General features: G+C 61.7%; 14 protein-coding genes. 7 read left to right on the top strand and 7 right to left on the bottom strand.

Annotation, left to right across the window (positions count from 1 at the left end):
* Positions 1 to 66: 66 nt before the first annotated feature.
* The 7 genes from tssG to ABIA90_RS35760 all read right to left on the bottom strand — a co-directional run bounded on the left by tssG (position 67) and on the right by ABIA90_RS35760 (position 7,815).
* Positions 67 to 1,131: a type VI secretion system baseplate subunit TssG gene (gene tssG / locus ABIA90_RS35790; RefSeq protein ID WP_354120285.1), complete on the bottom strand. Its 1,065-nt coding sequence runs from the start codon at positions 1,129 to 1,131 to the stop codon at positions 67 to 69.
* Positions 1,095 to 3,062 carry a type VI secretion system baseplate subunit TssF gene (gene tssF, locus ABIA90_RS35785; protein WP_354120286.1) on the bottom strand — a complete coding sequence of 656 codons (1,968 nt, stop codon included), beginning with the start codon at positions 3,060 to 3,062 and terminating at the stop codon, positions 1,095 to 1,097. The genes tssG and tssF overlap by 37 nt, the downstream gene beginning before the upstream one ends.
* Before the next feature lies 1 nt (position 3,063).
* A complete protein-coding gene (gene tssE, locus ABIA90_RS35780) occupies positions 3,064 to 3,612 on the bottom strand; it encodes a type VI secretion system baseplate subunit TssE (protein ID WP_155795011.1) in 549 nt (182 codons plus the stop codon).
* A 180-nt stretch (positions 3,613 to 3,792) separates the two neighbouring features.
* Positions 3,793 to 4,278 carry an Hcp family type VI secretion system effector gene (locus ABIA90_RS35775; RefSeq protein ID WP_014493489.1) on the bottom strand — a complete coding sequence of 162 codons (486 nt, stop codon included), beginning with the start codon at positions 4,276 to 4,278 and terminating at the stop codon, positions 3,793 to 3,795.
* A 49-nt stretch (positions 4,279 to 4,327) separates the two neighbouring features.
* Positions 4,328 to 5,830 (bottom strand): type VI secretion system contractile sheath large subunit, encoded by a 1,503-nt coding sequence (gene tssC / locus ABIA90_RS35770; protein WP_071911365.1) that lies wholly within the window; start codon positions 5,828 to 5,830, stop codon positions 4,328 to 4,330.
* Positions 5,831 to 5,846: 16 nt separating this feature from the next.
* Entirely contained in the window at positions 5,847 to 6,374 is a 528-nt protein-coding gene (gene tssB / locus ABIA90_RS35765) for a type VI secretion system contractile sheath small subunit (protein ID WP_028156839.1), read from the bottom strand.
* A gap of 127 nt (positions 6,375 to 6,501) precedes the next feature.
* Positions 6,502 to 7,815, bottom strand: coding sequence for a type VI secretion system protein TssA (locus tag ABIA90_RS35760; protein WP_354120490.1), 1,314 nt, complete (start codon positions 7,813 to 7,815; stop codon positions 6,502 to 6,504).
* A gap of 352 nt (positions 7,816 to 8,167) precedes the next feature.
* On the opposite strand from ABIA90_RS35760, the gene ABIA90_RS35755 reads away from it, so the two are divergent.
* The 7 genes from ABIA90_RS35755 to tagF are packed head-to-tail and all read left to right on the top strand — an operon-like array spanning position 8,168 to position 19,169.
* Entirely contained in the window at positions 8,168 to 10,036 is a 1,869-nt protein-coding gene (locus ABIA90_RS35755; protein ID WP_354120287.1) for a type VI secretion system Vgr family protein, read from the top strand.
* A gap of 5 nt (positions 10,037 to 10,041) precedes the next feature.
* A complete protein-coding gene (locus tag ABIA90_RS35750; RefSeq protein WP_038935432.1) occupies positions 10,042 to 10,605 on the top strand; it encodes a DUF6931 family protein in 564 nt (187 codons plus the stop codon).
* A gap of 12 nt (positions 10,606 to 10,617) precedes the next feature.
* Positions 10,618 to 11,976, top strand: coding sequence for a type VI secretion system-associated FHA domain protein TagH (tagH, locus tag ABIA90_RS35745; RefSeq protein WP_354120288.1), 1,359 nt, complete (start codon positions 10,618 to 10,620; stop codon positions 11,974 to 11,976).
* A 48-nt stretch (positions 11,977 to 12,024) separates the two neighbouring features.
* Positions 12,025 to 13,362, top strand: coding sequence for a type VI secretion system baseplate subunit TssK (tssK, locus tag ABIA90_RS35740; RefSeq protein WP_014493496.1), 1,338 nt, complete (start codon positions 12,025 to 12,027; stop codon positions 13,360 to 13,362).
* Positions 13,359 to 14,885: a type VI secretion system protein TssL, long form gene (gene tssL / locus ABIA90_RS35735; RefSeq protein WP_166343416.1), complete on the top strand. Its 1,527-nt coding sequence runs from the start codon at positions 13,359 to 13,361 to the stop codon at positions 14,883 to 14,885. Before tssK ends, tssL begins: the two co-directional genes overlap by 4 nt.
* A 43-nt stretch (positions 14,886 to 14,928) precedes the next feature.
* The gene (gene tssM, locus ABIA90_RS35730) at positions 14,929 to 18,471 is read left to right on the top strand and encodes a type VI secretion system membrane subunit TssM (RefSeq protein WP_354120289.1); all 3,543 of its coding nucleotides are present in this window, start codon (positions 14,929 to 14,931) and stop codon (positions 18,469 to 18,471) included.
* The gene (gene tagF, locus ABIA90_RS35725; protein WP_354120290.1) at positions 18,468 to 19,169 is read left to right on the top strand and encodes a type VI secretion system-associated protein TagF; all 702 of its coding nucleotides are present in this window, start codon (positions 18,468 to 18,470) and stop codon (positions 19,167 to 19,169) included. The genes tssM and tagF overlap by 4 nt, the downstream gene beginning before the upstream one ends.

Below are 19,169 nucleotides of genomic sequence, written 5' to 3'. Positions count from 1 at the left end.
TGCCTGGCATCAAGCGGAAATTTCATCGAATCCCATAGCTTTAGGCAATCGGCGCCACGGATAGGTTCAAATCGCCGGGGCATCGGCTGCGGCGGCCCGACGGGCGCTCAAGCGCTCGCCGAGCTGAAAGCGGGCATCGCGGCGATATTCTTCCGTGGAAGTCCAGTTCGGCGAGACCCAGGTGGTCCATCCAAGTCGTCCGCTCTGTCCGAGTCTGACCGGGACGACCTCTCCCGCCGGAATGGCGAGCTCCACCTCCCATTCCAATTCGTCGCCGATATAGAAGAACACGGCGTCCGCCAGAGGCTCCGACAAGTTGCGCGCTTCGGTCGGCAAGAACTGTTCGTACTGGGTGAAGTTCTTGACAAAGACCCGCACCCTGATCTTGTCCTCGACGCTGAATACGCGTGAGCCCAGAAGCGCGTCCCGGCCGAGCCTGGCATGGGTTCCGCCGAGCCGGCTGCAATGACTTGGGTCGAATGACAGCCAGGTGCCGACAAATTCGTCGATCTCGACCTTGACGTCGAACAGCCCCTGCAGGAACCGCGTCAACCGTGACGCACACTTCGCTTTGGGGGAGATCAGTCCGGCAAAGCTGAGCTTCGCCATGTCCGGTACGGTGTCTCGATCGGCGAAAACATCGGAGCCGAGGCCGGTGAAGGAGCCGACATAGGCGATGAAGCGATCATCCGCCGGACGGTCGTGCTGAGCGATCGGCCGCGCATCGGCCCAGGCGCGAAAGAAGAGTTGCAGAAAGCGTCCGTTGAGCAGATCGAGAAAGCGCGGGAAGGCGTCATCCCGCATCAGCCACCAACTGAGGCTTTCGTCGGTGGTGGCAAGCGGCAGCGCGCCCTGCGGCCCCAGGAGACCGAGAAATTTGACGAATATCCTGAGCCGGCCACCCACGTCGTCGACGGCCGCAAGGTTGGAGGCGGGGAACTCCAGATAAGGCACTTGGCCGAGGTCGATATACTCCTCGCGGCGTGCAGCGCTGTCGCCGATCCGCGGTCGATCCGAGTTGGCGCGCTCGAGCTGGCGCAACGTATTGAAGAAATCGAACCGCCAGGGCTCCGCCTTCATCTGGTCGATCAGCGTCATAGAGGTCTCCGCGTGCCCATGCGCGGCGGCCAACGCATGATCTCGCCGCGCTCCGGCGTCGAGACGACCGTCTGTGTGAAGGTATTGAAGCCCGAATAGTCGGCGAAGAAGCGCTCCAGCACGGCTCCGAGCAAGAACACGCCGCTGCCCTCGAATGCCTTCTCGTCGAGCGTGATGGTAATCTCCAGGCCGCGCGCTGCGCCGCTGCCGGTGCGCTCGCGCACCCGCCGTACGACGGGCCGGCTTTCTATGCTGCGCACGCCGCGGATCTTGCGTTCCGTGGCGTCGTCGAACTGGTCGGCGAACAAGGACAGCATTTCGCGCAGGGCTCCGGCGTTCTTGCCGCCACCGCGCTCGACGAGGCCAAGATAGTTCAGGCTCAGCATGTTGATCAGCCGCCAGCTGACGATTCCGCTGTTCGCGATCTCGCTGCGGCTGCGCATCTGGGCCACGATCGGTTCGCGTGGTCGGGTGGGACCAGCGACGCACATCAGATCAAGGGAAGTATCGTCCAGCAGGCGGAAGTCGGCGCCGCCCTGGCCGACCGGCAAGTGTTCCGTGAGATGCCGGTTGGAGCACAGCGCCCGGACGCTGAGTTCGGCGACCGCACCTTCGCCGCTAAGTTGACCGGGCTCCAGCAGAGACAGGAACATGTCCGTCCCGGTGTAGTCCGAGGATGCGCCATACGTCTTTTCTCCCACTGTACGGCGCCGGGGCAACCGTCGAACGGTGAAATAAAGCCCCTCGACCGATCCGCTGGTCCGGTCGACGGCGGCCGAATACAGCGGGCGCACCGGCCGCTTGTCCTTGTCGGCCGGAAAGTGCGCGTAGACTTCGAGCACCTGGTGCGGTTCGTATTCCAGATAGCGGCTGCGATCGGGCACCACATGGTACTCGTGCGTATTCGACTTGACGGGGATGCGATCGCTCGTCTTCTCGAACAGGTTGATCGCCGGCGCGCTATAGAGCCTGAAGGTATCGGGCCGCACCGCGGCGGCAAGCCGTGAATTGTGTTCATCGAAAGCGAAGACGATATCGATCGATTTGCTGCGCAGCCGTGGCATCACGCTGCGAAGTCCCGTCAGGTTGAAGCCGAGGAACTTGCGTGGAAACATGAAATATTCCCGCAGCAGCTCCGAGCCGCGAAAGAGCCGGTTGTCGTTGGGAAACAGCGACTCGTTCTCGTCGAAACCGATCTGCTGCACGCAGTCATGGGGCGCACGGGTCACCACCGGATCGCCGAAATCATCGAGATGCCGGAAGTAGACGCCCCTGCAGTTCGAGATCAATTGCTCGTAAAGCGCAATGGCGTCGGATTCCGCGCCTGAAAGGTAGATCGGAAGTTCGCTCGTGCGGCAGCCTGCAAACCAGGTTTCCGGCTTGGTCCTAGCCTCTGCGTCCGGCAGCTCCTCATCGAGCCGGGCCGCGGTACGGTGGGTCAACGACAGCCTGAGCCCAGCGATGACGTCGCCGCCGACGGGAATCCCGAGCGCCTGCAGCGCGCCTGCCGTCGAGAAGTATTCGGCGCCAGTGACGTCAAATGGCCAAAGAGCGATATCGCGACAAAGTCGAAATCGGCAGGCAAGACTTCGTTCTCTCTCGCGATAGGTGGCGTCGAAATAGGCGCCGCGCGCGATCTTCTTGCCATCGCGTAGCGCTGGGTCGGCATAGGGGGGGCGTGCCGTGACCAGCATGGCCGACGGAGTCGGGGCTAGGTAATTCGGAACCAGTTGCTCGAGCAGGTTTGCAGTGAATTCCGGGAACTCGTGCTTGAGCTTGAGCTGAACGCGAGCGGCGAGAAATGCGGCACCTTCCAGCAATCCTGTGATCATGGGATCTGAGCGATCCCGGATCAGCCCACCGAGGCGTTCTGCGATGCCGGGATACTCTTCGGCGAAATCCCCGGCCTGCTCGTAGAGCAGTGACAGTTCACGATTGTAAAAATCCAGGAATTCGCGGTTCATGCTAAAGTCGGTTGATCTGGATATCGCCGCTGTCGAGGTCGACGTCGGCGACGAACTCCACGGGGACGTTGAGCGGCTCGGCCTTCAGGTCGGCGTGAACGATGAAGCGCAGCTTGAGTTGCTCGGGGCCGACCGAACCGTCGCGTCGGACCCGGATGGTGTTGCGATCAAGCCTCGGTTCATAAGTCGTGAGCGTCTCGCGCAACGCGTCGGTGAGTTCGTCGTCGGCGACCTCGTCGATCGAACGGTGGGCAATATCAGGGAAGCCAAAGTTCAGGATTGAGGTTCGGACGCAATCGTGGCCGTTCAGATCCAGGGTCGATTCCAGGGCAATGGTATTGAGGAGCGTTTCGAGGTCATGGGAGACCTCGCGCCGGAGCAACGTTTCCGAGATTGGAAATCGGCCCGCGCTCCGCCGCCCTGCAATGACCCGCTCGCCAGACTCATCGCGTAGATTGAGCTTCTTGCGTGCGTCGCGCGCTTCATGGGCTGAGCGAAATGCCAGCATCAGTGGGGGAGAGAGCCGATCCTTCTTTGGTGCAATGGTCATTCACGGTCCCCATGACGCCCAACTAGCATGCAATCCCGGGGGGCGCGCGTTGGTGTCCGACTTGGCGTCGCCCAGCAGGCTTTCGGGCCCGCAACCGGGCCGGACGAGAGGTGCGATCAAAACCGCACCGCTTGGCGCCGGTTCGCCATTCGCAACCGGCGCCAGGCGAGGGGCCGACAATCAGGCCCATTCCTTGTTGGCAGGAACATCCCAGCCAAACGTCGGTGAAGCTCCGGCGCCACCCTTCTCCGTCTGGGTCTTGTAGATCATCTTGACCTTCGCGAAGTTCAGACTCACGTTTTCGGTAAGGCGATCTTCGCCGTGCGATCCGCCTGTCGATACGCTCGTCACGAGAACCTGCTTCATCTCGATCTTGAGATATTCCAGCGGGTTTTCGCCGGCCTTGCGGACCGTCAGGATCGCGCTGTCGATATGCTTGCCGTTTGCGCAGACCTTGAAAAGTTCCGGCGTGGCCTTGTCAACGAAGTGCGTGAAGTGAAGATCCTGCACGCTGACCTTGCCGGCGCCGCCGCCCGATCCGCTGTGGAAGGTGCCGGTCTGGCTCTCGCCAAACGACCAGCTCAGAATATCGATTTCGTCTTTGTGCTTGTCGTCCAGCGACTCGCCCTTGATCGGATCGAGTTTCAGGAAGATGTCGACAGCCATAGCATGGTCCTCTCAAAATTTCTGTGTGTACGGTTGCGATGCTGCAGCGTCAGGAGCTGGGACCTGGCAGGCGTGAAACCAGACTGAGGCCGACATCCATCGCTTCCAATTGAAAGTGCGGACGAAGAAAGAAGCGCGCGTTGTAATATCCCGGGTTCTCCTCGTTTGCTATGACCTCTACCTTCGCAGCGGCCAGCGGCTTGCGCGCTTTCTGAGCTTCTGACGATAGGGCTGGGTTGGCATCAACGTACTCGTTGATCCAGGTTTGTAGCCAGACCGTCAGCTCATCCTTCTCCTTCATGGATCCGATCTTGTCGCGAACCATGCACTTCAGATAGTGCGCAAAGCGAGACACTGCGAACATGTAGGGCAGACGTGACGACAGGTTGTCGGACGCGGTTGCATCCACGCCCTTCTCGCCGAAATACTTCTTCGGCTTGTAAAGCGACTGGGCGCCGATGAAGGCGGCCTTGTCGGTGTTCTTGCGATGGATCAGCGGGATGAGGCCCGCCTTTGCAAGTTCGTGCTCGCGGCGATCGCTGATGGCGATCTCGGTCGGGCATTTCAGATCGACGCCACCGTCGTCGGTCGGGAATGTGTGCGTCGGCAGATTGATGACCTCGCCGCCGGACTGCACACCGCGGATGCGCGTGCACCAGCCGAACTCCTTGAAGGCGCGGTTGATGTTGACCGCCATCGCATAGGCGGCGTTGATCCAGCCGTATTTGTCGCCGGTGTGCCCGTCTGTCTCCTCCTCGAAGGCGAACTCCTCCACGGGCTCCGATTTCGCGCCGTAGGGGAGGCGACCCAGCGCGCGCGGCATGCACAGGCCGAGATAACGCGAGTCGTCCTGGTCGCGCAGTCCCTTCCATGCGGCATATTCCGGCGTGTCGAACACCTTGCCGATATCACGAGGGTTGGACAATTCGGTCCACGAGTCCATTCCCATCAGCGTCGGCTCGGCGCCGCTGAAGAAGGGGGCGTGTGCGGCACCGGCGATCTTGCTGAGATCGCGCAGCAACTGCACGTCGGTGGGGAGGTGGCTGAAATAGTAGTCGCCGATAAGGCAGCCGAACGGCTCGCCGCCCAACTGGCCGAACTCGTATTCGTAGATCTGCTTGAACAATGGGCTCTGGTCCCAGCGCGCATCGGGATAAAGCCGCAGATTACGATACAGCTCGGTCTTCGAGACGTTCATGACCCGGATCTTGAGGTTGGCGTCGGTCTCCGAGTTGAAGACGAGGTAGTGGAGGCCCCGCCAGGTACTTTCGATCGCCTGGAATTCGGGTGCGTGAATGATCTCGTTCATCTGCGCGGTCAGCTTCTGGTCGATCCGCGCGATCATCTCCTCGATGGTGTCGAGCACGTCCGACTTGATGACGCTCGAGTCTTTCAATGCCTCCTGAACGAGCGTGGATACCGCGTTGTCGACCTCGGTCGCTGCGCGTTCGGTGCGCGGTTTGAAGCTTTGCTTCAGCAGAGTGGCAAACTCGTCAGCTTCGACGGTCTTGACCTGGGTGGTGCTCTCTTTGTGAACAGCTTCTTTTGCCATGGTCCCCGTTCCTTCCTTAGCTCTCGGTGCCAGGTTCGGTCGACTGGCTGATCGCGCGTTCCCGAAGCGCTGCCATCAGCTGAGGATCGGCCAGAAGTTTTTTCAGCTGATCCTCGGCGGCTACCTTGCCATCCATGTAGCGCAGCAGGTTGGCAAGTTGTTCGCGCGCCTCGAGCAGCTTGGCTGTAGCCGGCACCTGGCGGGCGACGGCCACGGGAGTGAAGTCGGCCATCTTGTTGAAGCGCAGATTGACCGAAAGTTTTTCGTCTGATCCGTCGCTGAGACGATTGGCGACGCGCGCCGTCACGCCGGGCTGGATTGCCGCCATGCGACTGTCGAAATTGTCCATATCGAACTCGAGGAATTTGCGCTCCTCGACCTTCGTCTTCTCGACGCCGGGGTTATTGCCGGAAAGGTCGGAGAGGACGCCCATGACGAACGGCAGTTCGATCAGCCGCTCGGCGTCGTAAGGATCTTCGTATGTGATGTGCACGCGTGGTGCGCGATTTCGACGAATGAATTTTTGACCGCTATCTGTAGCCATGGTTCCCTCACTACGAAATCGCTTTAGACGTCGAATTTGCGCGACGCAGATCGGCTAGGGGACTTCAAGTTGCTGCGGTCGGCAAACATCCTTGTGTCCATTTAGTGCCCTCGAGCGAAAGCTGGGTTCAATGCGATCTGTCGATTGTTTTAAGCGCTCCCTCAGGAAGCACATCATTCAAAAGGCTGAGAAAGTCTCGTTGCGCGAGGTCGCGCGCGCGATCTGCCAAAAAGGGGATGGGGCTGGACGGCTCTGCGGTTCGGAAAAACGACGCCACCTTCGCCAGCAGGCCCAAGGCTTGCGCTCTGCTTTCCACTGAAAATACAATGCCTTGGGTGTTGTTCTCGGCCGTCGATGAGAGTGACGTGGCGAGTTCCGCCATCCGTTCGATCGGCAGGTCGAAGACCTTGTCGCGTCCGATGTTGATCGCAGCGCTCTCCACGTGCGCAGGCACCAGCATCCGCATGACTTCAATAAATGACTTGCCGACCATCTCCTGCGCTTGACGCACCAGCAACAGTGCCGGGTTGGATGGTTCCATTCGGGCAAAATAGTCTGCCACTGCTGCAAGCGCTGCAGATGCCTGTGCGGATGAAGTCACCACCCCGGTCGTGTCTGACGGCGCCTGTGTATCGACAGGACCGACATCTTCCGCGGTTGCGGCGATCGCGGCCGGATCGCGCAACGCGACAAGACCCGCAAGCCAGGCAGCCATGCCGTTAACCAAGCCAGAGAGCCTGTCGAGGCTGATCGGTTGCCCCGCGTTCAACTTCTCGTGCCAGGTCTGCTTGATGCCCGCGATTTCAGCAGCGACTGCGGAGCACCGCCCGCTGGCTGCCTTGAGCGTGTCGAGATCTGTCTCGCTGACGATGCGCTCGATGGCCGCCAGATCAGGCCCGTCGGCGTCGGCGTCGCCGGCGGGAATTTCGCCGTGAGCGATCTGATAGGCACGGTAGTTGAGGTTGCCGTGTCTGCGGTTCTCGATCAGGGGAAGGAACTGGAGCGGGTTGATCACGGTCGGGAACACGTCGATTGCCTCGACTGTGACGGCGCGAAGTGCGTAGTCGCCGTCCTCGCCCTTCGGATGCACCGCTTCCCACTGCTCGCGCAGCAGCAGGTTGGTCGCCTTCAGGCAGCAGAGAAAGCCGTCGAGATCGCGGTTGAGGATTGAAAACTTGGCTAGCAGCAGGTTCAGACGCAGATCGCGGGTACGCGCCAGAATGGGCTGCGCGGCGGCAAACTGGCCGGCAAAATCGACTGCCTTTGGATCGAAGCGTCCACGCTCTCCGTTGGCATTGACGACCTCGAAGAACGACATCGGCAGCAGCGATTCCGCACCTGCGAAGAAGTTCAGATATTGGACGTCTCCGATGGCGTCGAGATCCGGCCCGCAGGGATCGTCAGCGGCAATGGGCTGCGTCAGGGAGGCGACGTCAAGCATGTGCGGATCGTCCATCTGCTCGATCACGGCCCCGCTGCCGAGCCCGTGGCGACTAGGGGATCGCGCGGGGGCGCATGATCCGGAATCTATACCTATGGGTCAGATGCCTGCCGACCTTGGTTCATTCCCGAAGATCATGCCATTTTCGCGTGAACCGGCAAGCTCTTGGAGCCGACTACTTGATGGCCCGGGGTAGTTCTTTGGCGGCCGTTGTGGAACGTCAGGAAGCCCAGCCCTGGGGCGGGCTTGCCGGCACAGCCGGCGGCACGCAGGATTTCCGTCGTTCTTGCATAACGTCTGATCAGCTTTTTTGCAGCGGGTCATTCGATCGAAGGAGGGAGTTTAAGCCCACATGGGCCAGCTTACTCAGGATACCCGCCTCTGCGAACTCAAGACGCCTCTTGGCAAGGACGTTTTGGTTTTTGCCGGATTCGAAGGCTCGGAAGGTCTCAGCGAACTGTTCGAGTATCGCATCGAGTGTCTCAGTGAGGATGCCGACCTCGACTTCGACCGCGCTATCGGTCAGCAGTGCACGCTGACCATAAAGCTGCATGAAAAGGAGCGTGAGTTCAGCGGCATTCTGACGGAAGCCCAGTGGCTTGGAGTGAAGAACGATTATTTCAGCTACCGGATCGTGCTGAGGCCCTGGTTATGGCTGTTGTCGCGGACCACCGATTGCCGGATCTTTCAGGACAAGAAGGCGCCCGACATCATCAAAGAGGTCTTCAACGAACGTGGCTTCACCGACTATGAATCCAAACTGACCGAAGAGGGTTCTTGTCCGAAGCTCGAATATTGCGTTCAGTACCGCGAGACCGACATGAACTTCGTGTGCCGGCTGATGGAGCAGCACGGCATCTACTACTTCTTCAAGCATGAGGGCGGCAAGCACACGCTGGTGTTGGCGGACTCCAAATCGTCGCACAGTCCGATCAAAGGTCTTGCTACGATTCCCTACATCCCGCTGGCGGGTGCCGACCGGCGAGGCGAGCAGCACATCTATGAATGGGTATCGGAGCGACGGTTTCGTACCGGCAAGATCGAGCTCAACGATTACAACTATCAGAAGCCCAACGCTCAGATGATCAGCGACGCCAAAGGCTCCGAGCATTACACTCGGTCGGAGATGGAGTTCTACGACTATCCCGGGAAGTTCAAGGAGAAATCCGACGGCGAGCGCTACGCGAAGATCCAGCTCCAGGCAGAGCAGGCGATGGATCGGCGTCGCCGCGGCAATGGCGACGCCGTCAACCTGTTCCCCGGTGGGCTGACGAAGCTCGAAAAGCACTCCAAGGACTCGCAGAACGTCGAATACCTCGTGGTGCGAGCTGTGCACTCGTTCTCGATCGAATCCTATCGCACCGGCGGTCCGAGCGACGCAGGGCAACACGTCTATTTCGGCAGCTACGAGTTCTTGCCGAGCGATCGGCCGTTTCGAGCGCTGATGATGACGCCGAAGCCAAGAATCAACGGCATCCAGACGGCCAAGGTGGTGACCAAGGACGATAATTCGAGCGAGGAAATCGACGTCGAGTCCCTGGGCGAAATCTATGTCCGCTTTTTCTGGGATCGGAAGAAGAAGCGGTCGTGCCGGTTGCGCGTGGCTCAGGTTTGGTCTGGCAAGCGCTGGGGCGGTCAGATCATCCCGCGCGTCGGACAGGAAGTCGTTATCGAATTCCTGGAGGGGGATCCGGACCGGCCCCTGGTGATCGGCACCGTGTACAACGACGAATACAAGCTGCCCTACGATCTGCCGTCGAAGAAGACGATTGCGGGATTGAAGTCGGACTCCACCAAGGGTGGCGGCGGCTTCAACGAGTGGAACTTCGAGGACAAGAAGGGATCCGAGAAGATCACGGTGCATGCCGAGAAGGACCACGACGTAACGGTCCGCGACACCGAGACACGTACCATCGGCGAAGCTGCATTTGGCGGCGACACGCGCAGCACCACGCTCAAGAACGGCAATGATAAACTCGATATCCAGTTGGGTGGTCAGCACATCACTTTGGCCATGGACCAGTCTGTCAATGCAGGCATCAGCATCACGCTCATGGCCAATGCCAACATCACCCTACAGGTGGGTCCTAGTCAGATCATCCTGACCCCGGCGGGCATCGTCATCAACGCGCCGACGATCGCCATGACGGCGCAGGCCGGTATGGCGCTTGCTGCCGGTGGTCCGCTGGTCGCCCACGGTACTCCAACCCTTGTTGGTTGACGGTCATGGGACAAGTTCGGTTCGGTACGGTTCAGGATCTGTTTCAGGCCTATCCCTTGGCGCGTTATGATGTCGGCAAAGCCGACGCTGACAAGCCTTCGCTGGACTTCCTTCAGGAGGCCGCCGATGCACGGAATTGGCACCCGGCCGTGTCTTACTGTGCCTATCTGCTTCCCAGGCGCGTAGCAGTTGCTTGGGGATGTCGCTCCCTGCGACTGATGTTCGACCATTTCGACGCCAGCGATACCAGGTCGCTGAATATTGTGGAGACCTGGGTCCGGCAACCGGACGAGCAGTCCCGGAACAAGGCGCTGGCTGTCGGCAATGCTAATGATCCTGAGCAGCCGGCGACATGGCTGGCGCTGGCGGCCGGCTGGTCCGGCGGAAGCGTGGTTCCCCCGGAATTTGCGCCCGTGGAAGCTAAGCCAGATCAGGCCGCGCGGGCGGTGCGTGCAGCACTGCTGATCGGCCTCTGCCGGCTCCCCCGTGACTCCCGGGACCGGATAATGACGTCATGCCTAGAGGATGGTATTCAATTGGCACGCGGCGAACCGCGCCCTCCGCGCTAACGAGACGATGTGATGGTGCTTCGCTTTAATATCGAGAACGAACCGAACCTTCCGGATGGCGGACCTGTGTCGTTTACGGTCACCGGCAGGCGTTCAGTCGATATTGGCCGGGACCGTCACCTCGACTGGACGCTGCCGGATCCGGCGCGGACGATTTCCGGAAAGCATTGCGAGGTGCACTTTCGCGACGGTGGCTATTGGCTGCACGACGTTTCGACCAACGGCACCTTTCTCAATGGTGCCGACCAGCGCATGCGCGGGCCGCACCGCTTGCGCGACGGTGACCGACTCACGATCGGCCACTACATCATCGGAGTTTCGCTGGAGAATGAGGCCGGCGGGCCCAGCCCAAACCATGAGGCGCAACTGCGCGAACCCTCGGTCCAGCAGCATGCCGACTACGGAGAGCTTTGGACAGCCGATCGTGACGTTCCGCCGCCGATCGATCCGCAACTGTTGAAGAAGCCACGCGAGGCTGCGCGACCCGTCAATCCGGGGTTCCTGGATTGGGCGGCGAGCGTCCCGGCACCGGGTGTAGACCCGTTCCGACGGTCACAGTCGGCGTCTCCGTACCAACCGCCCGAGCAGGACGACGACATGAACTGGGCAGCCGGTCCAGCCAACGCGCCGAAACCGCAAGTCGAGCGCCCGCCCATCATGCCGACCCCACGCCGGCCGTCGGTATGGATCGATGATGAACCAGCCGCTGCCCAGCCGCCAGCATCGCCATCGCGCCCGGTGCAAGCGGCAGACGAGGGACCTGTCACGGCCAAGCCAGTCGGCGGTACCGAGTTCGCGCGACTGGTGGCGCGCGCTGCAGGATTGCCGGACAATTTCTTTGCCAGCAAGTCCGATGCCGAACTCGCCGAGCAGCTTGGCGTCATCTTGCGTATGACCGTGGATAATCTGATAGCGCTGCTGCAGGCGCGGACCCAAGCCAAGCAGCTGACCCGTAGCACCAGCCAAACCACCGTCCAAGCCCTCGAAAATAATCCGCTGAAGTTCTCGCCGACCGCGGAAGAAGCGATGCGCATTCTCTTTGGGCCGCCGACGCGCAGCTACCTCGATGCACAGCGCGCCTTTGCACAAGGCTTCAGTGATCTCAAGTCACATCAGTTGAAGACCTACATGGCGATGCAGCACGCTGTCCATGAGCTGATTGCGGGCATAGATCCGACGCTGATGGCGCGCGAGCTCGAGCTTCAGCGTGGCGCAAGCTCCTGGCTCGGCACGAACAAGGGCAAACTCTGGGACGAGTTCTTGACGCGCTGGAAGGCGCATCTCGGCCGCGACAACAGCGCGCCGATCGAAACCTTTATGTTGCATTTCTCGAACTATTACGACCGCGGTGACAAGCCCGGTTCAAAGTAAACTATCGGCGACCACGCGGCTGCCGACAATTTCTAAGTGGATGTAGGAATGTCTTGGTACAGCAAAGTTTTCTGGTCGGAAGGTCTGTTTCTGCGGCCGCATCATCTGCAGCAGAACGACCGCTACATCGAACATTTGCTGGAAAAGCGCGTTCGCTACACGACACCATACCCGTGGGGCTTTGCCCAGCTGGAGATCGACAAGGATCTTACCGAACAGAGCAAGTTCGCGGTGCGCAATGCGTCCGGCGTCATGCCGGACGGTACGCCGTTCGATATCCCAGCGGACAGCCAAATTCCCGAAGCGATCGACGTGCCGGAGACGGCCGCAGGCCAGGTCGTCTGGCTGATGATGCCGGTCGCGGCGCCAAACACCCGCGAGGTCGACGAGGATCGCACCGACAGCGCCAGTCGTTATGTTCGTAGTTCGGAAACCTTCATTGACTCGACCTCTGCGCTACGCATCGAGGAAGAGATCGACATTGCCTATCCGCGCTTGTCGTTCGAACTGCGCAAGAGCAGCAAGCCCGGATACATGGGGCTCGGCATCGCGCGCATTCTCGAGGTGCGCGACAAGAACATCCTGTTCGACGATAAATTCGTGCCGCCGATGCTGATCTGCGCCGCGCATCCGATCATCGATGGCTGGCTCAACCGCATCATCGGCTGGGTCGAGACTAAACTCGACGAGCTGGCGCGTTACGCGGTCGATCCGTCATCCGGCGGTGGGTTGCAGAGCGTCGACTATCTGGTCCTGCAAGTGCTGAACCGTACCATTCCCGTCCTGACTCATTTCCAGCGCTCCGGCAGCGTGCACCCCGAGCGCCTGTACGAGGAATTGCTGAGATTCGCGGGCGAACTTGCGACGTTTTCAACGGCGGAACGGCGGGCGCGCAACTATCCGGCTTACGATCACGACGATCTCGAGAACGTCTTCACACCCTTGGTGAGCGACATCCAGGACTTCCTGAGCGCGCGATTGGGCCGGCGAGCGATCCGCCTGGAGATCATCGAGCGCGCACAGAATGCGTTCGTGTCGCCGATCCGCGATCGAGCGCTATTCCGAAACGCGACCCTGGTGCTCGAGGTTGCCGCACGGCGGCCGCTCGTGGAGATCCAGAACGATTTCCCGCACCTGTTCAAGGTCGGGCCGAACACCAAGATGAACGAGATCGTGCACGCAAACTTGCCGGGCCTGACCTTGGCGCATTTGCCGACGCCGCCGCCGCACATCCGGGCCATCACGGATCACGTCTATTTCTATCTCGACCGCAAGTCGCCGCTGTGGCCCGAGTTCAGCACGGCGGCCTCGATCGGAATGCATTTCTCCGGCGACTGGCCGGAGCTTGAGCTGTATCTTTGGGCCATCCTGGAAGACAGGCCATGAGCGACAGGGACAAGCCGGTCAATCCTTTCGGTCGGGGCGAACGGACGATCATCCGTCCCAACCCCGGCGGGAAGTTGCCGCCGGCGCCGACCTCTCAGCCTCCGCCGGGCGAGGGCCCTGCGGCACGCCCGGGCTATTCGCCATCACCGGTACCCTCTCCCGGCGCGCCGGCGCCACCGCCATCATTTTCTCCTGTCCCGCAGGGCTCGAACTACGCCTCCGCGCCGGCCAGCCATCCCGCTGAGGAATGGATATCGACGCCCGCGCAAGCCCAGGCGCAGCAGCCCATGCTACCGCCAGGACCGCCGTTGCGCGTCGACGATCTCGTCGCGCCAAATGCCAATCCAGTGATGCGCGCTGCGGGCCCGTTGCTGCAGCTGCTTGGTCGGTTGCGGGTGGCGCTCATGCGCGCGTCATTCGCGAGTTTGATGGAGCAGGTTGCAGACGCGATCAAGTTCTTCGAGAAGGACATCCGTTCCGCGGGCATATCCGAGCACCAGGCCAACACAGCGAAATACATCCTGTGTGCCACTGCCGACGATATCGTGCAGCACATCCCGACCGAGGAGCGCCACGTCTGGACGCAATATTCGATGCTGAGCCGGTTCTTCGGCGAGCGTGTCGGCGGCGTCCGTTTCTTCGAGATTCTCGACCATTTGAAGGTTGATCCACTGGTCAACTATCCGGTCCTCGAACTTCAGCACGCCTGCCTTGCGCTTGGTTTTCAGGGCATTCACCGGACGTCAGCGGGCGGACTTGCGAACCTGCAACTGATCCAGCGTAACCTCTATGAATTGCTGCGCCGGGTCCGGCCGAAGACGATGAGCGACCTGTCGCCCAACTGGCGCGGGCAGGCGCTGGCGGGGCGCCGGCAGCGTCTGCGCGTTCCGGTCTGGCTCGTGGCGGCCGTCGTCGCCGCGCTGCTGACAGGGTCCTATTTCGTCCTGCGGACGCTCCTCGCTGGCCGGGCAGAGAATGCTGCCGAGGTGGCGCTCGCGCTCCATCCGGCCGGCCCGATCGAGCTCAAACGCCAGGTCGTTGCACCACCGCCGCCGCCTCCGCCCCCGCCGCCACCGGATCGCATCACCCAGTTGCAACGCATCCGCAACGCGCTCGCGAAGGAGAACACCGCCTGTGCCATGACGGCGGACCAGACCCCGAGCTTCATCGTGATCAGGGTCTGCGATCTGGCGTTGTTCGCGTCGGGCCAGGCGACCATCCTCGACGGTTTCAAGCCGATCGCACTCCGCGTCGCAGCAACCCTCGACAAGGAGCCGGGGCGGATCCGGGTCGTCGGCCATACCGACAGTTCGCCGATCCGCACAGTCCGCTTCCCGACAAATTTCGAGTTGTCGGTCGAGCGCGCCAAGGCGGTTGCCGCGACACTGAAGCCTGGCTTGACCGATGGTTCGCGCGTCGACGTCGAGGGCAAAGGAGCAGATGCGCCAATCGGTAGCAACACGACACCCGAGGGACGCGCCAAGAACCGGCGCGTCGAGATCTTTATCGAACGCAGCGAATAGGCAGATACCGCCGGGTCAGGTGGTTTGCGACAGGTACGGTTAGATGCTTGCCAAGGACATTCTTCGCATCGTTCTCTACGGAGTAGGGCTCAGCTCGCTCGGAGCGGTGATCTATCTCGCCGGTCCCTTCATCGCGTTCGGCGACTGGCGGCCGCTGGAGAACCATATCGTCCGGCAGATCGCCATTCTGCTGCTCACCACGGTCGTGGCAGGCATCGTTGGCCTCAATCTGTTCAAGCGGCGCAAGAGTGCCAAGGAGATTGCCGATGGCATCGCTGGTGCGGACCAGCCCGTCAGCGATGAACCGGTGCTCAAGGAGCGCATGAAGGATGCGCTCGCGACGCTGAAGACCGCCAGCGGCAACAAGTCGGGCTATCTCTACGATCTGCCGTGGTACGTCATCATCGGTCCGCCCGGCGCCGGCAAGACCACGGCGCTGGTCAATTCCGGACTCAAATTTCCGCTCGCTCGCGGGGCGACGCCCGCAGCGATCGCGGGGGTCGGCGGTACGCGCTACTGCGATTGGTGGTTTACCGAGGAGGCGGTGCTGATCGATACCGCCGGCCGCTACACCACCCAGGACTCCAACAGCAAGGCCGACAAGGACAGCTGGCTGGCGTTCCTGGACAACCTGAAGAAAAGCCGGTCGCGCCAGCCGATCAACGGCGTCCTTGTCGCCATCAGTATCGAAGACATCCTGACGCTGCCGAAGCAGGAACTCGCACTTCACGCCGATGCCATCAGGATGCGCCTGCTCGAGTTGCATCAGAGGCTCAAGGTCAGCTTCCCGGTCTACGCGCTATTTACCAAAGCCGATCTCGTTGCCGGCTTCACCGAGTATTTCGCCTATCTCGGCGAGGCCGGCCGCCGCCAGGTCTGGGGTGCTACGTTCCAGACTGCAGACAAGACCCAGAATCTGGTGGGGCAGATCCCGGTCGAGTTCGACCGTCTGCTGGAGCGCCTGAGCGAGGAGACGCTCGACCGTCTGCAGGACGAGCCGACGCCCCAGCACCGCGTGCAATTATTCGGCTTTCCGGCGCAGATGGCGCGGCTCAAGCCCCAGATCCACGACTTCCTCAACCAGATCTTCGAGCCGACGCGCTATCACGTGAACGCGAACCTGCGCGGTTTCTACTTCACCTCGGGTACGCAGCAGGGCACGCCGATCGACCAATTGATCGGGTCGCTGGCACGTACGTTCGGCGCTGAGGAGGTCGGTTCCGGATCCTATTCGGGCACGGGCAAGAGCTTCTTCCTCGCCGATCTGATTTCCAAGGTCATCATCGGCGAGGCCGACTGGGTCTCGACCGATCGTGCCGCGGTGCGCCGCGCGCTGATCCTGAAAACCGCGGCCCTGTCGTTGATCGGCCTGGTCTCGATCGGACTGATCGCAGCCTGGCTGATGAGCTACAAGCGGAACTCCGATTTGATCGAGCAAAGCCTGCAGGCGGATAGCGAGTATGCGGCCGCCGGCGCACCACTTATCAAGCAGACGCTGATTGCCGATCATGATCTCGACAAGGTGCTGCCGCTACTCTACCGGCTGCGTAACGCCCCGGCAGGTTACGGATCGCGCGGCGAGTCGGTGCCTCTGTCGGCTCGCTACGGGCTCAGTCAGCACGCCCGGCTGCTGTCGCCCTCGAAGGCGGCCTATCATACGGCGCTTGAGCGCATGTTCCGGCCGCGCCTGCTGTATCGCCTCGAGGAGCAGCTCAATGCGCGCATCAACGAACCTGCCTTCGTCTACGAGGCGCTCAAGGTCTATCTGATGGTCGGCGGCCTGCAGTCGCCGGACCGCGAGCTGATCCGCTCCTGGATGCAACGTGACTGGGCGGACAACCTCTATCCTGGCGCCACCAACGCGGAAGGGCGGCGTCTGCTCGACGAGAACCTCGTGGCAATGTTCGACCTCGAGACCGAGCAGCCGCCGCTGGTCGAACTCGACGGCCGGTTGATCAAGCAGGCCCAGAGCTCCTTGGCGCGCCTGAGCGTGTCGCAACGTGCCTACGAGTTTCTGAAATCGGAGGCGCGCGCATCGACCGCTGGCGACTGGATCGCTGGCCGCCATGGCGGACCCGACATGGGTGTCGTGTTCGAAACCACGACGGGGCAGCCTTTGGACGCGGTGCGGGTACCTGAGTTCTTCACGTATAACGGCTTCCATCAGAAGTTCGTCGCCCGGCTGTCCGGATTGTCTGAGCGGATGAAGCGGGAGCGATGGGTGTTGGGTGATGCAGGCCAGCAGTCGGCCATCGACCAGCAGTACGACAATCTGGCCGGCGATCTGCTCAACATCTACTCCAACGATTTCGTGACGACCTGGCGAACGGCGCTCGGGAGCCTGCGCCTGAAGAAGCTGCTCGCCGACAAGCCGAAATACGAGGTGCTGCGGGCGCTTTCGGCGCCGACCTCGCCGATGCGGCAAATTCTGGAATCGGTGCGCGACGAGACGGTGCTGACCAAGGAACGGGCGAAGCCGGCGAACGCTTCGGCGCCAGCTGCCGCACCGGCGCCGGCACTCTTCACGAATGCCCAGGATGGACCGCCTGGCGCGACGATCGAGGCGCAGTTCAAACCTTACCACGCGGCGCTCGAAGGCGAGAGCACCCGCCGGCCGATCGACTCGACCGTCGCGAACCTGAACGACATCGCGCAGAACCTGACGTTGATCATCGAGAATCCCCAACTGACAGCACAGGCCACGGCTGCACTTCAGACCCAGGTCGCAGCGCTCCGCAACAATGCCTCGCGCATGCCGCCGCCATTCTCCGACATGCTGCGCGCAGCAGCCGCGGAGTTCGAAGGCAGCATCGCGGCTTCAACCGCCGGGCAAATCCTGCAGACGTTGCGCGATCAGGTCACGCCGGTCTGCCAACAGACCGTGACCAACCGCTACCCGTTTGTCCGCAGCAGCGGCCAGGAAGTCCCGCTGGCGGATTTTGCCAAATTGTTCAGTCCGAATGGCGTTATGGACAAGTTCTTCACCCAGTACCTGGCACCTTATGCCGACACGTCGCGGTCGGACTGGGCTTGGCGCAAGGAGAGCCCCGTTGGTCGGTCGTTCTCGCCCGACACGCTCAAACAATTCCAGAATGCGGCCTATATCCGGGATGCGTTCTTCCAGACGGGCGGCGGTGTGCCCGCCGTTTCTTTCGCGATCCGGCCTCCTGGGGCACCGGGGCCAGGCGTGACCGTTAAGACCGAGATCGGCGGCACCACGATTGCGAGCCCAACCATTCCCGGACCGGCCACGTCGTCCTTGTTCGGCGGTCCGCAACCGCCACCACCGCCACCACCACCGCCTCAGAGCAACTCGCCAACGACCGTCCTATGGCCGGGCCCAGCGCCGCGAACGGCAATTTCAGTCAGTAACGACACCGGCGCGCCATCCGTGCTCGAGCGCATTGGTCCCTGGTCGTTATTTCGGATGCTAGAGGCGGGCTCGTTGGTCGTGAAAGCGGAAACGGCCAGCGCGACTTTCATCGTCGCGGGGCGCGAGCTCAACTATCAAATTTCAACTGGGTCGTTGCGCAACCCGCTGAACCTGTCAGTGCTGCGCGAGTTTCGTTGCCCGACCGGGATATGACCATGCGTTGCGGGCTATTCGGCAAAGTCGGCGCCAAGCGCGATTTCATCGCGATCGCGACCCCGCGCAGCTTCCTGGAAGCCTGGGAGCCGTGGGTACAGGCCGCGCTGTCAGCAAGTCGCCACCAGCTTGGCCCAGGGTGGCAGCAGGCCTTTCTGACCGCTCCGGTCTGGCGGTTTTGGCTCGGCGCCGCGATCTGCGGCACGACAGTGGCGGGTGCGATCATGCCTTCGCTCGATGGGGTGGGGCGATACTATCCCTTGACCCTGCATGCGGTGACCGGCGAGGCCGTCTCGCTGCCGCCGCCGAGCATTGATCCGCAGGACGAATGGTTCGGGCAAGTGGAAGCGTTCATGCTTTCGACCCTGGATCGGGCCGCAACCTTCGAGCAGATCTCCGATGCACTGGATCGGCTTGCGGTGCCACGACTGCAGGAGACCATCGCCGGCGATCCGCCGATCACGTCGCTGGGTACTGCGGCAATGGGAAGGGCCTCGGCGGTCGACGCCTTCGCGGGGTCGTTTGCAGCACTTTGCGCCGCCAACCCACAGGTCTACGCCGCGGCTAGCTTCTGGTGGACCGCCGGAGGGGAAGGCTTTCCGCCAATGGCGCTGAGTTGCCGCGGATTACCAGATCCGTTTCACTACATCACGCTGCTGACCGGTGATCTCGGCCACGCGGCATCCGGGAATGGATAA

The sequence above is a fragment of the Bradyrhizobium sp. LA6.8 genome (assembly GCF_040547935.1).
Lineage (GTDB): Bacteria > Pseudomonadota > Alphaproteobacteria > Rhizobiales > Xanthobacteraceae > Bradyrhizobium > Bradyrhizobium barranii.
Note: the sequence above shows the minus strand (reverse complement) of the source record. Positions and strands in the feature narration are given on the sequence as shown.

What these genes read in the sequence shown, in the direction of transcription:
- tssF (WP_354120286.1), bottom strand. Translation starts at nt 3,062, where the DNA reads ATGAACCGCGAATTCCTGGATTTTTACAATCGTGAACTGTCACTGCTC.
- tssK (WP_014493496.1), top strand. Translation starts at nt 12,025, where the DNA reads ATGTCTTGGTACAGCAAAGTTTTCTGGTCGGAAGGTCTGTTTCTGCGG.
- ABIA90_RS35755 (WP_354120287.1), top strand. Translation starts at nt 8,168, where the DNA reads ATGGGCCAGCTTACTCAGGATACCCGCCTCTGCGAACTCAAGACGCCT.
- tagF (WP_354120290.1), top strand. Translation starts at nt 18,468, where the DNA reads ATGACCATGCGTTGCGGGCTATTCGGCAAAGTCGGCGCCAAGCGCGAT.
- tssM (WP_354120289.1), top strand. Translation starts at nt 14,929, where the DNA reads ATGCTTGCCAAGGACATTCTTCGCATCGTTCTCTACGGAGTAGGGCTC.
- tssB (WP_028156839.1), bottom strand. Translation starts at nt 6,374, where the DNA reads ATGGCTACAGATAGCGGTCAAAAATTCATTCGTCGAAATCGCGCACCA.
- tssC (WP_071911365.1), bottom strand. Translation starts at nt 5,830, where the DNA reads ATGGCAAAAGAAGCTGTTCACAAAGAGAGCACCACCCAGGTCAAGACC.
- ABIA90_RS35760 (WP_354120490.1), bottom strand. Translation starts at nt 7,815, where the DNA reads ATGCTTGACGTCGCCTCCCTGACGCAGCCCATTGCCGCTGACGATCCC.
- tagH (WP_354120288.1), top strand. Translation starts at nt 10,618, where the DNA reads ATGGTGCTTCGCTTTAATATCGAGAACGAACCGAACCTTCCGGATGGC.
- tssL (WP_166343416.1), top strand. Translation starts at nt 13,359, where the DNA reads ATGAGCGACAGGGACAAGCCGGTCAATCCTTTCGGTCGGGGCGAACGG.
- tssE (WP_155795011.1), bottom strand. Translation starts at nt 3,612, where the DNA reads ATGACCATTGCACCAAAGAAGGATCGGCTCTCTCCCCCACTGATGCTG.
- ABIA90_RS35750 (WP_038935432.1), top strand. Translation starts at nt 10,042, where the DNA reads ATGGGACAAGTTCGGTTCGGTACGGTTCAGGATCTGTTTCAGGCCTAT.
- ABIA90_RS35775 (WP_014493489.1), bottom strand. Translation starts at nt 4,278, where the DNA reads ATGGCTGTCGACATCTTCCTGAAACTCGATCCGATCAAGGGCGAGTCG.